Consider the following 12703-nt stretch of genomic DNA (forward strand, 5'->3'; position numbering starts at 1 on the left):
GGACAACGCATGAATATCGAGCTTCCGCGCAAACACCTCGATCTGTCCTCCGCCATCGCCGAGGGTGACATCCGCGTGCTGCTGATGGTGCTGGTGCACATGACCGGCGACGAGAAGTGGCTCGAGCCGCCCTACAAGCCGAAGCGCGACGTCCGCCTGATCCCGGATCCCGACGCCGGTGTGCTTCAGGAGATCCAGGACGAGATTCGCGCGGCGGTCCTGAACCTGTTCGCGAACGGCACCCCGAAGCCCGTCATCACCGATCCCGGCAATGAGCTGATGCTGCGGATGATGCGCGCGACGCTCGGCGACAATGTCGCGCCGGAATATGCGCCGCTGATGCGGGAGGAGATGGGCTTCATCCCACGCGACGCGCGCTGGCGCGAGCGCCCTTCTGGCGAGAAGCTGGCGCAGCAGCATGTGCTGATCGTCGGCGCCGGGGTCTGCGCGATCGCGCTTGGCGTCGCACTCGGCCGGCTCGGCATCCCCTATACGATTGTCGAGAGACAGGACGAGATCGGCGGCACCTGGTACGTCAACCGCTATCCCGGCTGCGGCGTAGATACGCCGAACCACTCCTATTCCTTCTCGTTCGGCGCCCGCAATCCGTGGACCCGCTATTTCGCGCAGCGCCAGGAGCTGCTCGATTATCTGCTCAAGGTCGTGCGCGAATACGACATCCGCAAGCACGTGCGCCTCAATACCGAGCTCGTCGCCTCGCGCTGGGACGAAGGCAAGCGACGCTGGATCTCGACACTGAAGACCGCGCGCGGCGAAGAGACTTTCGAATCCACCGCGCTGGTCAGTGCGATCGGCCAGCTCAATGATCCCTTGCCTGCCCGCTTTGAGGGAGACGAGGCCTTCACCGGTCTGAAGGTTCATTCGGCGCTGTGGTCCGACGATATCAAGCTCGACGGCAGGCATGTCGCCGTGATCGGCACCGGCGCGACCGCGATGCAGCTGGTGCCGTCGATCGCCGACCGCGTCGCCTCGGTCACCGTCTATCAGCGCACCGCGCAGTGGGCGCGGCCAGTGAAGGGCTATTCCGATCCGATCACCGAAGGTGCGCAGTGGCTGCTGGCGCATCTGCCGTTCTATGTGCAGTGGTATCGCTTCAACATGTTCTGGCGTTACGGCGACGGATTGCTGCCGTTCCTGCGCAAGGATCCGGCCTGGCCGCATCCGGACCGCGCCGTCAACAAGGGCAACGACCGGCATCGCCAGGAGCTGGCCGACTTCATCCTCTCCGAGCTGAAGGATCGCCCCGACCTGATCGAGAAATGCATGCCGACCTATCCGCCCTACGGCAAGCGCATCCTGCTCGACAACAACTGGTTCAAGACGCTGACCAAACCGAATGTCGAGCTGGTGACCGACAAGATCGACCATTTCGCCGTAGACGGAATCGTCACCGCCGATGGCACATCGCGGCAGCACGATGTCGTCGTGATCTCGACCGGCTTCAAGGTCTCCGAGATGGCGGCGCGTCTCAATATCACCGGGCGTGACGGCAAGACCCTCAAGCAGGCGTGGCGCGACGACAATCCGACCGCCTATCTCGGCCTCACCGTGCCCAATTTCCCCAATCTCTTTCTGATGCTCGGCCCCAATTCGGGGCCTGCACATGGCGGCAGCGTCATCTTCCAGTCGGAGTGCCAGAGCCGCTACATCTCCGCCTGCCTTGTCGAGATGATCGAGAACGACATCGCCGCGATCGACGTGCATCCCGACGCGCATGACGCGTATATCCGCGACGTCGACGCCGAGCACGAGCAATTGATCTGGACGCATCCGGGCATGACGACCTACTACCGCAACAGCAGCGGCCGGGTGTTTTCGGCGATGCCGTGGCGGTTCGTCGACTACTGGAAAATGACGCACGATCCGGATTTCACCCAATATCGAAAGTCGCGACAGGAATCCTGACCTGAATTACCCCGCTCGTTAACTTGACAGATGGCCATAACTGCCGCAGCATTTCGCTGACTGCACCTGTTGGGGTGCTGGAGCGTCTGCTCCTCGCGTCGCAGGAATTGACGGACGATTATGGGATCGGCTGTCAGGCAGCAGAAGCGGACAGATGTCCGCGGGCCCACCCTTGGAGAGGAGCATGACGCCACCGGCGCAAGCCAGCGACCTTGCTCAGCGGCAAGGTCCCGGTGCACGTTGAGGCAAACAGCAGCTGCTAGCCGCGTGCGCCACCGACAATCTGAACATATCCGCAGGACAGGAGCGCAAAGGCCACGCGCTTTTAGGTCCCGAAACACGACTGGTCGATACCAGACATCCTTCGCTAAAACGAAGTAGCAGGGCCCCGCGATGCTTGACTGCACCGGGGCCCGTTCGTTTGCCCGCGATCTCCCCTTCGTCACGCCGCATTGCGCCCCCGCACGGGATCGGGAACAATTGTCGCGACGAGATGAGGAATGATGATGGAAAAGCCGCGGGTCCGAATCTACACCGACTACAAGTCTCCCTATGCCTATGTCGCCAACAAGCGGCTGTTCGAACTCAAGGAGACGTGCGGCGTCGAGCTGGAATGGCTGCCCTACACGCTGCGCATTCCCGAATTCATGGGCACGGTCGAGGAGCGCACGCCGCACTTCTGGCGCAAGGTGCGCTACGCCTACATGGATGCGCGCCGGTTCGCCAACGCGCAGGGACTGACCATGAAGGGCCCGCGCCGGATATATGACGCCTTCTACGCCAGCGCCGGGATGCTGTTCGCGCAGCGTCACGGGGTGTTCCGGCCTTATCACGATACGGTGTTCCGGAGGTTCTGGAACCACGAGCTGGAAATCGACGAGCTGGCGGAGATAGCCGGCGTGATCACCGCGGTCGGCGGCTCCGCCGACGCCTTCGAGGCCTATGTTCGCGGCCCTGCCCGCGCCGAACATGATCGCATCATCGACGAGGCCGAAGCGCTCGGCGTATTCGGCGTTCCCAGCATGGTGTTCAACGGCGAATTGTTCTGGGGCGGCGACCGCATCGACATGCTGATCGAGCGGATCAAGCAGCCGGAGACGATCGCGGTCGCGCTTGGGAGCAGGCACCGGACGTAGGCGCCGACCGTTTCGAATCCGCCTATCGTCGCTGATCGATCAGCCACCGTTCAGGATCGCCCAGCACCTGGTGCGTTCCAGCACCGGTTTCAACGCCGCGCGCTCGCCGGCATCGAGCGCAGTAAACTTCTGGCGCAGCTGCTGCAGGCATTTGACCTGATATTTGAACGGCGCCAACGCGTAGGGCAGTCCCCAGACGTTGATCTCGAGCCGTTCGAGGCCCTTGGCGAAGGCGTCCGCGTTGGCCGCAAGGAACGGCAGATAAAGTTCGCCGGCGATCCGAAGCAGCGCCTCGGCGAACCCGCCAAGCGCCTGCTCACGAGGATACCAGTCACCCTCGACACCTGATGCATCGTCGAGCCGCCGTACCCAGTGATCGGTGAACGGCGCGCGCTCGCGCATGATCCGCATCGGGGTCGGGTCGGTCGCCATCTCGCTGAGCTGGCCGAACCAGGCAAAATCCGCCAGCGACGGCCGGCTGCCGAACAGATAGCTCCTCATGCCGACATGCGGCTCGAACGCTGCAAGCGTACGCCGGTAGCTCTCCTCCAGCAGCGGCCTGTTCTCATCCGTCGCGCCGAGAATGACCATGCGCGAAATCTGCCGCTGCCGGAACTCCTCGATCTCCTCGCAGCTGCCGGCCTCGGCCTGCGATGTCGACCACTCCTCGCCGGCCCAGCGCGAGACATAGGCCTGGTCTTCCGGATCCCACCAGCGATAGAGAAACAACGGCTTCACCGCCCATTCGTCGGCGAGGTCCTCGAGCAGATCGCAGATGAAAGCGATGGCCTTGTCTTCGGGGATCACCGACCGTCCCTGATGCCGCGCTTCCAGATCATAGGCCAGCGTCGTGGTCTCGCCGCGGTAGCTGCCGTCGGGATATTGCAGCACCGGGATCAGCATCGGCTTCAGATGCGCGGTTGCCTCGCGCAAAGCCTTGGTCATGATCACCCAGTCGTGCGGGATCCGGCGGTAGCGCATCAGCGCGCGCAACTTGATCGCATAGGGCGAGGCGGTCGAGCCGACCAGGCGATAGCGGTTCTCCGTCATGACGACGCCTCCGAAAATGCCGGATTGCCGTACGGATAGAACTGCGCGAGATCGACGTTCTTGTACGGCAGCTTGTCGAGACGCGTGGTACCGAGGAACGGCTCGTCGGGTTCGACCAGGAGGATCATCTTGGCAAATCCATTGTCGTCGAAGCCGCGCCGGAAATGGACCCGCGACTTGATCGCCATCACGTCAAAGGTGCCAATGTCGGGCACCAGCGCCTTGAGCGAGAACGGCTCCATGACCTGCACCAGATAGGTGGACAGGATCAGTACATTGTTGCGGCCGAAGCGCACGCAGACCCAGAACTGGCCGTAGCCCTCGCCCGCCGCCGAAACCGTGCCCTGAATCCGAACCGAATCGCCCGCCGACTCGTCGGCGCGGCCGCCGATCTCCATGTCGAAGGCATCGCCGGCCTTGGCGCCGGCGGCCTTGAGGCTTGCCGTCGCCCTGGCATCCGCAATGGTTGCGATCACGGTGTTGGCGAGGTCCTGCGCGATGATCTCACGCAGCAGCCAGGTCGCCGCCCCCGACCGGTCGCTGTGATCGGCCAGCACCACCGGTGTATTGCCAGCTGCGACGGCCTGCTTGGCCAGCGCGACGCCCTCGGCGATGCTGTGCAGTTTGGTCGATTGCAGCAAGGCTTCGCGCGGACGCCAGATCGTGCCCGCGAGATCACGCGCGACCTGCTCGGCGAGCTTTGGATTGTCGTTGGTCAGAACCTGAACGGTCATGCCGACATCGGGAACGTCGGCGAACGGGAAGCCGAAGAAGATGTTGACGTAGACGTCGACCTCGCGGGCCTCCCAGACCAGCGCGCGCTGCACGAGGTCCATCCACGGCCGCGCCCCGGTCCACTGCAGCACCGTGGGCGAGATCACGGGAACCTTGATCGTCCTGTGCGCCGGCTTGTAGTCGCCTCGGATCGCCCGCACCAGCATGCGCGCCGCGCGTTCGCCCTGCAGATGCGCGTCATAATGCGGGAAATATTTGACCGCGAATGCCATGTCCGCCTGCTCGAGGAACGCCTCATCCTCATTGCCGTGGGGATCGAAGGTTGCGGCGATGAAGGCGGAGCGGCCGACCACTTCGCGCACCTGCCGCGCCAGATCGGCTTCGGGACGCGGCACGCCGCGCACGGCCATCGCGCCATGCAAGCACAGATAGACGCCGTCGAACGGTCCCTCCTCCTTCAATCCGGCGATCATCTTGCCGGTGAAGGTGCGATAAGCTTCCTCGGTGATCCAGCCGGATCCGGTGTAAGTCTTCGGCCAGAGCGGGGATTCGATGCCGACCAGTTCGACCTCGGAGAACTCGCGCGCCACCTGCACGAACCCGCCCATATAGTTCTTGGGATCGAACTGCAGCAGCGCCTCGCCTTTGGCCGGCGAGCCCGGATAGATGAAGTCGTCGAGCGTGGTCTCGTTCGGCAGGAACGAGACGGTTTCGTGGGAGAAATGCAGGACGGCGATACGTATCTTGCGATCGCTCATTTTGGTGCGCCTCGGCTGTTTTTCGCATTGTGGCATTGAAGGCGCGGCGCGCCAATCCGCATTCGGTTTTTGCCCGCCAGACCTGCAAATACGCAGACGCAGCGCAGCTTGCCGCCGCGCGGATTCTGCTATGGTCCGCGGCAACAATCGGGCCGCGGCCCCGCAAATATCTCAAGGAGAGAACGCCATGAATCCCCCCGTCAGTTCGCCCGCGATCAAGGTCGTCAAATCCGTCCGCGAGCAGGTGAGCGCCGAGGAATGGCAGGCCCGCGTCGATCTCGCCGCCTGTTACCGGCTGACGGCGATGTACGGCATGACCGAGATGATCGCGAACCACATCTCCTGCCGCGTGCCTGGCACCACCGACCAGTTCCTGATCAACGCGTACGGCATGCTGTATGAGGAGATCGACGCCTCGAGCCTGATCAAGGTCGACGTCGAAGGCAACACGCTGCTCAACGCTACCGACTACGACGTCAATGTCGCGGGCTTCGTCATTCACAGCGCCATCCACATGGCCAAGCACGACATGGATTGCGTCGCGCACACCCACACCCCGGCCGGCATGGCGGTCTCGGCGATGGAATGCGGCCTGCTGCCGCTGGCGCAGACCTCGATGCGCTTCCTGCACATCGCCTATCACGACTTCGAGGGCATCGCCGACAATGTCGACGAGCGCGAACGCCTGGTCCGCGACCTCGGTGACAACGAGGCGATGATCCTGCGCAACCATGGCCTTCTGGTCGTCGGCCGCACCGTGCCCGCCGCCTTCAACGTGCTGTTCCGCCTCGAGCGCGCCTGCCAGACCCAGGTGATGGCGCTGTCCTGCAATACCAAGCTGATCTATCCGCCGCAAAATATCCTCGAAGACACTTATGAGCGGATGCTGCCGAAGCCGGGCCGCGCCGCCCGCAACGGCGAACTCGCCTGGCCCGCGCTGCTGCGCAAGCTCGACCGGGCGGATCCGTCGTATCGGGATTGAGAGCGAAAGCCGGCGTAGGCCTTCTCCATTCGTCGTCCCGGCGAAGGCCGGGACCCATAACCACAGAATAGCGTTGTTGAAAAACAGGCCGCGGCCCCAGCGTCGCGCCACAATTTGCATTCGTGGCAATGGGTCCCGGCCTTCGCCGGGACGACGCTGAAATTGTTGCACGATCTGTGAGTCACACATCCCATTCTCGCGGCGTGTTTCGCCCCTGGTGCCTCGTCTGCAAGGAATACGGCGTGGCGGGCGCGGTGAACATGGTGCCGAACTGGCATTTTGGTCGGGCACGTGGTTGGCTTCTCTCCGGGAGGAAGTCATGAAATTTTGCCCAAGCGACCCACCCGGATCGACCGTTCTTTCGCGCTCGGCAGCGCCGGCGCGCCTCGCCCGGCCCGCAATCGGACTGACGCGATTTGAGATTGCACGTGACTGTTGAACTTACCTTGCTCGCCGCCAGCGTCTTTCTTGGGATCGTGCACATTATCGCTGTATCGCACCTCCAGAGCCGGCAACGAGGCTACCGATGGACCGCGAGTTCGCGGGAGCAGCACGTTCCCCCGCTTACTGGCGTTGCCGGAAGGGCCGATCGAGCGCTCCGAAACTATCTTGAGACATTTCCGCTCTTCGCCGCCGTAATCCTTCTAACCGCTGTAGCGGACATCCACAGTTGGCTCACCTTATGGGGCGCTCAGCTTTATTTTTTGGGGCCGCGTCGCCTGCGCGATCTTGTATGCAGCAGACTTGCCGCTGGCGCGCTCGCTCGTGTGGAACATCCCGACCATCGGCATGCTCATGAATGTTGCGGCGGTATTCCTGGGGTGAGAGGTCGCGCATCGGGCTCGCGTAGCCCCCACGCCGAGCGGCCTTGCTGCTCGCCCCAATTGCGCCAGTGAGTGGGATGAACCTCCACGGCGCGGCCCGTTGCCGTCTTGATCCAGCCATTGTGGTCACGACGACAGAGGAAGATCAGAGAGTATATGTCCCCCTTAGCCTCGATAACGGCCAACTCCAAGTCGCGATCGAACGGGGCGGTTTCAATCGGCATCCACATCATCACGCTAGACTAGCCGGCGATGCAGCGCGGCTCATTGATCATTGTCAACGGCGTCCTCAATCCTCACCGCGTGACCGTCGATTTTGCGCCTGCCATTCGGCTAGCTTGGCTTCCTCCTCGGCCAAAGCTTGCGCAAGGTCTCGATCTTCCGAGCGTCGGCTTCCGTTTCCAAAAGTTCTTTGTAGTGAGCAATGTTGGCCCGAAAGATGAAATCGACCATGGTTGCTGCCGTTATGATTGAGCTAGCTTCATCGCGCCACCGGCGTGTAAATTGGAAGCCGGTTGGCTCGCCCGCAGGATTGAAACCACGCCAGGACAAAATGGACGAGATCAAGAAACACGGCCTCAAATTGATCGACGCCATGAAGGCCGCCGGACTTGGCGCGGGACAGGTCATCCGCCGAGAGACGATTGATGCAGTTTGGAGCGCTGCTGGTGAAAAGCGCGATGATCTAGCTGCCGGGCTCAAGTTTGCCGAAAGCTTCGACTGGATCGAGGACCCCGATGGCAGCGGGACTTTCGTGAGGCTGCCCCCTGCCGGTGAAGCGATAGTTGCGGTTTAGTGTAACGTCTGCCGTCGGTGATGCCGCGACATGTGATCAACGAGTTCCGCGTTCAAACAGTTCAGGATGTGCTCCAACTGCTCATTGACCAGCAAGAGCGCCCTGAGAGCGCTCCGCACATCGCCGTCACAGGCGGCAACGATCTCGTCTAGCTCCCGGTCATACTCGTCCAGATAATCGTTGGTCGTTGGGTGCGGCATGCGAACAACATCCAACCAGAAAATGTCTTGTCGAAACAACGAGCGCAGCATTTCTCCTCGATATTCACAGGCAGGCGCGAAAGAGCCGATTGCATTTCTGCGGGCCGCGCTCTGCTCTGAACGGATACTTTCAGCCTTTTGGGAGACAATATGGTCGAGGTGTATTTCAACGTCAGGCGCGATCTCCTCGTTGTGAAAAAAGGATTTCCGGTGCCGGACATCAGCGCTCAGGGCAAGTGGCGCAAGAGCAAGAAGAGGGTCGTCAGGGTTAGCGAGGAGATCAGGCAGGCGGTTCAGAGCCACGGCTATTACATGCGCAGGCTGAGCGATCTCAAGAAGAACTAACTGCCGAAAAAACGCGTGGCGCGCATGTAAAAAGCCCGGCCGTCAATGAGACGGCCGGGCGGAGAGGAAATATGAACTCGATGAACACCGCGAATATGTTGCGGCGCAGGAAAAACTTCCATCCCGGACGAATACGGGTGGCGGCCGGTGCCTAGACGCACTCGAGTGGGGGCTGTTAACCGCCGGACCGAGGCGAGAACGCATCCACGGACGTGGCTATTCGGGTCGCCAATTCAGTGGCGGTCGGCGTGGACTGCGTTTCGAGCGGCGAGCCGACGGAATGGACCGCTGCCAATCCAGCACCAGCGGTCCAAACAGCTATCGCAATTGCAGCGAGATATTCGATCCTCATGGCGATGGTCCCTTGCATCGGCCCCATCAATTAACCCGACACTTTTGGAATTGGTTCCCGAGCGCGAGCGATTTCCTATGAGTATCGCCGGCGTTGCCCGGCGCTTTGCATGGTCGATGCTTCGGCTCTGTGCTCCGTAGGTTCCTCATTCCGTTCGCGATCAGAATTGGGGAACGAAGAGGCTAGCCAAGACTTAGAAGCCATGAGACCGCCGCTCGCTGGTGAACAACCCGGCGCATGTCGCAGATAGCCAAAGGTCGTTACCAAAGACCCGCTGTTGTCAAAAACCAGCGCTCGCGCAAGATAGCCAAAAGCGGCGGTCTCCGGTTTATTCACAATCGCTAGCCGCGCCCCGATGTGTTTGCGGGGGGAGCGCACTCTCGGCCTGCCGGTGCGTTGTTCATTCCGACCGGAGGCTGTGTAATGCGCAACCGCATCGACATCGACCACGTTCACAGCCGGGCCATTGTCCGGGAGATCGGCGAGACGCTGCGAGCGTCGCTGGAACCAGAGACGGAACTCTCGCCGAGGCTCAAAATGCAAATCGACCGGCTCCGCGAATTTGAAGAGCAGTCGCCCTCAATCATTCCAGCGGGTGAGCGCTGGGATAAGCCTCGTCGTTGAGCCGGGAGAAGGACTGGGTCCTCACATCGGCTGCACCGTGCCAGTGCGCGCGTTCCTTTCAGAACAGCCCGATCACGAGGAAAAAGGCGACCTCAGTCAGGAAAGTGACGCTCATAATCGCAACTATGAGGAAGGCGTTGCCCGCTGACAGTGGGATCATGATATGCCTCGCATCTTGCGAAGCCCCGAAGCCTCCAAGCGCTAATTCTCCGAGGGCCGGAATGTTTCGGTTCCCGAACGCGGGAGCGGATGTTGCGATCGGTGCTGTCGTCCTGGTTCCACTCGGAACGCGGTTCAAATATTGAGCCTGATCTGATCTCAGCATCGAGGCCCTAACCTGAGACGGCCTTACCATGCGGATACCAAGAGGGCGACGGACGCGATCAGAGTTGCCGTGCTGAGGGCCACCACGACAAGGGCTTGTTCACTGTGCGCTTGCAGGTTTTTGTCGTCCATTGTCGCCAATGCTGGCTCGCGTATCTCGTTCCTAATTGGGATAAGGCGGTCGTTCCAGAGCGCGCGCGGGAAGACATCAACTCCCGGCGTCACCGGACTTCCAGTGCCTTGATCGCCTGCGCCGAAATCTCGGCGGGTCCCTGAGACCAGATTGCGCGAGCTTGATAATCGTCTTCGCGATCATAGTCGGAACAATAGATGCAAAGGCCGTCCCCGTCGGCTGCGTGCTCCGACGTTGGGATAAAGCCTAGCGGGGCGCAATTCGACTTGTGGGGTGCGGCGGCGGCGTGGCCATCGCTACGATGGCAAACGAAGAGGGACAACTGAGGCGGCCTTGCCGTGTTCACGCACCGGCGCTAACGCTAGTTCTTGGTTTGGCGTTGGGGGGTATCCGGTGAGCAAGGCCCGCGAGTTTATCGATTTCTGGGTCGAGAATAGCATTCACGCTGTCGAGCAGTTTCGCACCGTCGGCGCGTCGCAGGATATCGCCGAACTGACCCGCCGTCTTGTCGCGGCTGCCAAGGAGCAGGGTTTCTCGGCGGCCGACTTGCAAGCTGAGATCGGCGACATCTCCGACTACATCGGAGACCTGCTCAAAGCAGCGAACAGGGCTGAGCGCGAACGGCGTAAGCCTACGTAGGCATCGCAATGCGGGCGCCTTACTTTGTCAGTCTGCAAACAGCGCCAGGCTTGAGGTTGAGTTCCTCGAACGTACTTTGCTGCTTATCCGTCAAGTTGATGTTGAGGGCAAAGCAGACATGCATAGACATCTCGGCGATCTCGGCCTCGACACGAAACGGAAGCGCAAAATGCGGAGGCCTGCGCGGCTTATAGCGGAGGAACAATACGACGCAAGCGCTCGGGATACTATTTGCTCGCGGCGAAAAGGTCCCATTTCCCGGGCAGCCCCTTTAATTCGTATGAACCTCGCTCGGAGAACTTCAGATCGGTGCCTGCTACGAGGTCGGTGACCACCCGCGAGACAAATACCTCATTGCTTCCCGACTGCGACATCACTCGCGCGGCTGCGTGGACGGCAATGCCACCGATGTCATTGCCTCTGATTTCGACCTCGCCGCAATGAAGACCTGCGCGTACGGGCAGGCCAATACTCTTGCTCTCTTCACTGAGCGCCAAGGCGCATCGCACAGCCCGCCCCGGCCCGTCAAAGGTCGCCAGAACGCCATCGCCTGTGCTCTTCACCAAAGTGCCGCGATGCTTGCTGACAATCCGGCCGGAAAGATCGTCGTGATTGTCCAAGAGGTCACGCCAACGGTGATCGCCGAGTTGCAAAGCCAGATTGGTCGACCCAACGATATCAGTAAAGAGAACGGTAGCGAGTATGCGCTCCAGATCAATTCCCTCGCTGGCGCGTTGTCCAGTGATGAATTCTTCGATGTCTCCGGTAACTCGCTCAATGTCTCCCGTCCAGAACGCGTGATCGCCCGACGGATATTCAATGTATTTCGCTCCCGGGATACCGGCGGCGAGCTTGCGGCCTAACGTTACAGGCACCTGCGCGTCGGTTGTTCGGTGCAGCACTAGAGTTGGCGTGCGGACGACTGGGAGGATGGGGTTGATGTCTATCCGTCGGTTCGAAAGTATGTAGGATTTTAGTGCGCCAGGACTGCTGCCCAACTTTTCGAATTTTGCGATGCGAGCGAGTATCTCCGGATTGCCAGCATCACTCGCGAAAACTCGCTTGAGGAAGTCCCCGTTTCCCCAACTCTTTACGACGTAAGCTAACCGTTCCTGAACCTCCGATGGCGTGAGGTTCGGCGGGAGCAGGTCTGATATCCGCGCCAGCCCTCCGAATAAGACCAAGTGGGACACGCGCTCTGGGTAGGTCGTCGCGAATAGAACGCTCATCGACGCGCCTTCAGAGAAGCCGACTAGCGCAGCACGCTTGGAGTTGATGGCGTCCATGATCGTGCGGACATCGTCGATACGTTCCTCAAGAGACGGTACGTCGGCCAACCGATCTGATAGTCCTTGACCTCTCTTGTCGAACGTGACGACCCTTGAGAACTTCGCCAAGCGACGAAGAAAGCGCGTATAGCCCGGGAGTTCGTGCTGAAAATCGATGTGGGATATAATGCCCGGAACTAGGATAATGTCGGTGGGCCCGTCGCCCATGACTTGATAGGCGATGTTGAAGTCGCCGCTCTGCGCATACTGCGTCTCGGGCAACGCTACTTCCGTCATCGCGGCCCCCACCATTTGTTCGCGTTTCCAACTATCTTCCAGATCAGGCCTGACATCAACGGACGTCATCCACCGTAAATGCCCGGTATTTGCCCGTCACACGATGGGCCGAAGCTATGGTCTGGCACCTGAAGGTGAACGGTCTAAGGGCCTATGGGGACCCAGCTCAAGCGACTCTGTTTAAGCCATTGACAGACATGGCTTTTATTCGTTCTTTGGATCATGAAAAAAAGGCTTGGCATCAGGACCACACGACTTCACCGTCCACGTCATGCGCACTCGTCAGTTGCGCAATCGGCGTCCACCGCATCTCG

The 12703-nt window shown here is 61.0% G+C and carries 12 protein-coding genes; 8 read left to right on the top strand and 4 right to left on the bottom strand.

Annotated elements, in window-relative coordinates:
- Positions 1–9: 9 nt before the first annotated feature.
- Complete coding sequence (locus Q2M23_RS26560; RefSeq protein ID WP_316397583.1) at positions 10–1926, top strand: flavin-containing monooxygenase; 1917 nt, start codon at positions 10–12, stop codon at positions 1924–1926.
- A 506-nt stretch (positions 1927–2432) separates the two neighbouring features.
- Positions 2433–3062: a 2-hydroxychromene-2-carboxylate isomerase gene (locus tag Q2M23_RS26565; RefSeq protein ID WP_316397621.1), complete on the top strand. Its 630-nt coding sequence runs from the start codon at positions 2433–2435 to the stop codon at positions 3060–3062.
- Positions 3063–3101: 39 nt separating this feature from the next.
- Here Q2M23_RS26565 and Q2M23_RS26570 read toward each other — a convergent pair whose 3' ends face one another.
- Entirely contained in the window at positions 3102–4112 is a 1011-nt protein-coding gene (locus Q2M23_RS26570; protein ID WP_316397584.1) for a glutathione S-transferase N-terminal domain-containing protein, read from the bottom strand.
- Entirely contained in the window at positions 4109–5605 is a 1497-nt protein-coding gene (locus Q2M23_RS26575) for a M81 family metallopeptidase (protein ID WP_316397585.1), read from the bottom strand. Before Q2M23_RS26575 ends, Q2M23_RS26570 begins: the two co-directional genes overlap by 4 nt.
- A 187-nt stretch (positions 5606–5792) precedes the next feature.
- Between Q2M23_RS26575 and Q2M23_RS26580 the strand changes: the two genes are divergently transcribed.
- From Q2M23_RS26580 to Q2M23_RS26585, 3 genes are all read left to right on the top strand, one after another.
- Positions 5793–6587 (top strand): class II aldolase/adducin family protein, encoded by a 795-nt coding sequence (locus Q2M23_RS26580; RefSeq protein ID WP_021080321.1) that lies wholly within the window; start codon positions 5793–5795, stop codon positions 6585–6587.
- Positions 6588–7015: 428 nt separating this feature from the next.
- A complete protein-coding gene (locus Q2M23_RS44080; RefSeq protein WP_410469769.1) occupies positions 7016–7483 on the top strand; it encodes an MAPEG family protein in 468 nt (155 codons plus the stop codon).
- 481 nt (positions 7484–7964) lie between these two features.
- A complete protein-coding gene (locus Q2M23_RS26585; RefSeq protein ID WP_316397586.1) occupies positions 7965–8207 on the top strand; it encodes a hypothetical protein in 243 nt (80 codons plus the stop codon).
- Here the strand turns inward: Q2M23_RS26585 and Q2M23_RS26590 are convergent.
- Positions 8204–8407, bottom strand: coding sequence for a hypothetical protein (locus Q2M23_RS26590; RefSeq protein WP_229158037.1), 204 nt, complete (start codon positions 8405–8407; stop codon positions 8204–8206). The two genes, Q2M23_RS26585 and Q2M23_RS26590, sit on opposite strands and share 4 nt — an antisense overlap.
- A gap of 150 nt (positions 8408–8557) precedes the next feature.
- Here Q2M23_RS26590 and Q2M23_RS26595 point away from each other — a divergent pair, with 150 nt between their 5' ends.
- The 3 genes from Q2M23_RS26595 to Q2M23_RS26605 all read left to right on the top strand — a co-directional run bounded on the left by Q2M23_RS26595 (position 8558) and on the right by Q2M23_RS26605 (position 10824).
- A complete protein-coding gene (locus Q2M23_RS26595) occupies positions 8558–8752 on the top strand; it encodes a hypothetical protein (RefSeq protein ID WP_229158027.1) in 195 nt (64 codons plus the stop codon).
- 775 nt (positions 8753–9527) lie between these two features.
- Positions 9528–9728, top strand: coding sequence for a hypothetical protein (locus Q2M23_RS26600; protein WP_225645917.1), 201 nt, complete (start codon positions 9528–9530; stop codon positions 9726–9728).
- An 850-nt stretch (positions 9729–10578) separates the two neighbouring features.
- The gene (locus tag Q2M23_RS26605; protein ID WP_253607710.1) at positions 10579–10824 is read left to right on the top strand and encodes a hypothetical protein; all 246 of its coding nucleotides are present in this window, start codon (positions 10579–10581) and stop codon (positions 10822–10824) included.
- Between the two features lie 227 nt (positions 10825–11051).
- On the opposite strand, the gene Q2M23_RS26610 is transcribed toward Q2M23_RS26605, so the two are convergent.
- Positions 11052–12458, bottom strand: coding sequence for an adenylate/guanylate cyclase domain-containing protein (locus Q2M23_RS26610; RefSeq protein WP_316397588.1), 1407 nt, complete (start codon positions 12456–12458; stop codon positions 11052–11054).
- Positions 12459–12703 lie beyond the last annotated feature (245 nt).

This window comes from Bradyrhizobium sp. 33ap4 (assembly GCF_032654765.1).
GTDB lineage: Bacteria > Pseudomonadota > Alphaproteobacteria > Rhizobiales > Xanthobacteraceae > Bradyrhizobium > Bradyrhizobium australafricanum.

Coding starts and splice junctions, on each gene's coding strand:
- Q2M23_RS26585 (WP_316397586.1), top strand. CDS start 7,965: ATGGACGAGATCAAGAAACACGGCCTCAAATTGATCGACGCCATGAAG.
- Q2M23_RS26580 (WP_021080321.1), top strand. CDS start 5,793: ATGAATCCCCCCGTCAGTTCGCCCGCGATCAAGGTCGTCAAATCCGTC.
- Q2M23_RS26600 (WP_225645917.1), top strand. CDS start 9,528: ATGCGCAACCGCATCGACATCGACCACGTTCACAGCCGGGCCATTGTC.
- Q2M23_RS26565 (WP_316397621.1), top strand. CDS start 2,433: ATGGAAAAGCCGCGGGTCCGAATCTACACCGACTACAAGTCTCCCTAT.
- Q2M23_RS26575 (WP_316397585.1), bottom strand. CDS start 5,605: ATGAGCGATCGCAAGATACGTATCGCCGTCCTGCATTTCTCCCACGAA.
- Q2M23_RS26595 (WP_229158027.1), top strand. CDS start 8,558: ATGGTCGAGGTGTATTTCAACGTCAGGCGCGATCTCCTCGTTGTGAAA.
- Q2M23_RS26590 (WP_229158037.1), bottom strand. CDS start 8,407: ATGCCGCACCCAACGACCAACGATTATCTGGACGAGTATGACCGGGAG.
- Q2M23_RS26570 (WP_316397584.1), bottom strand. CDS start 4,112: ATGACGGAGAACCGCTATCGCCTGGTCGGCTCGACCGCCTCGCCCTAT.
- Q2M23_RS26560 (WP_316397583.1), top strand. CDS start 10: ATGAATATCGAGCTTCCGCGCAAACACCTCGATCTGTCCTCCGCCATC.
- Q2M23_RS26610 (WP_316397588.1), bottom strand. CDS start 12,458: ATGACGTCCGTTGATGTCAGGCCTGATCTGGAAGATAGTTGGAAACGC.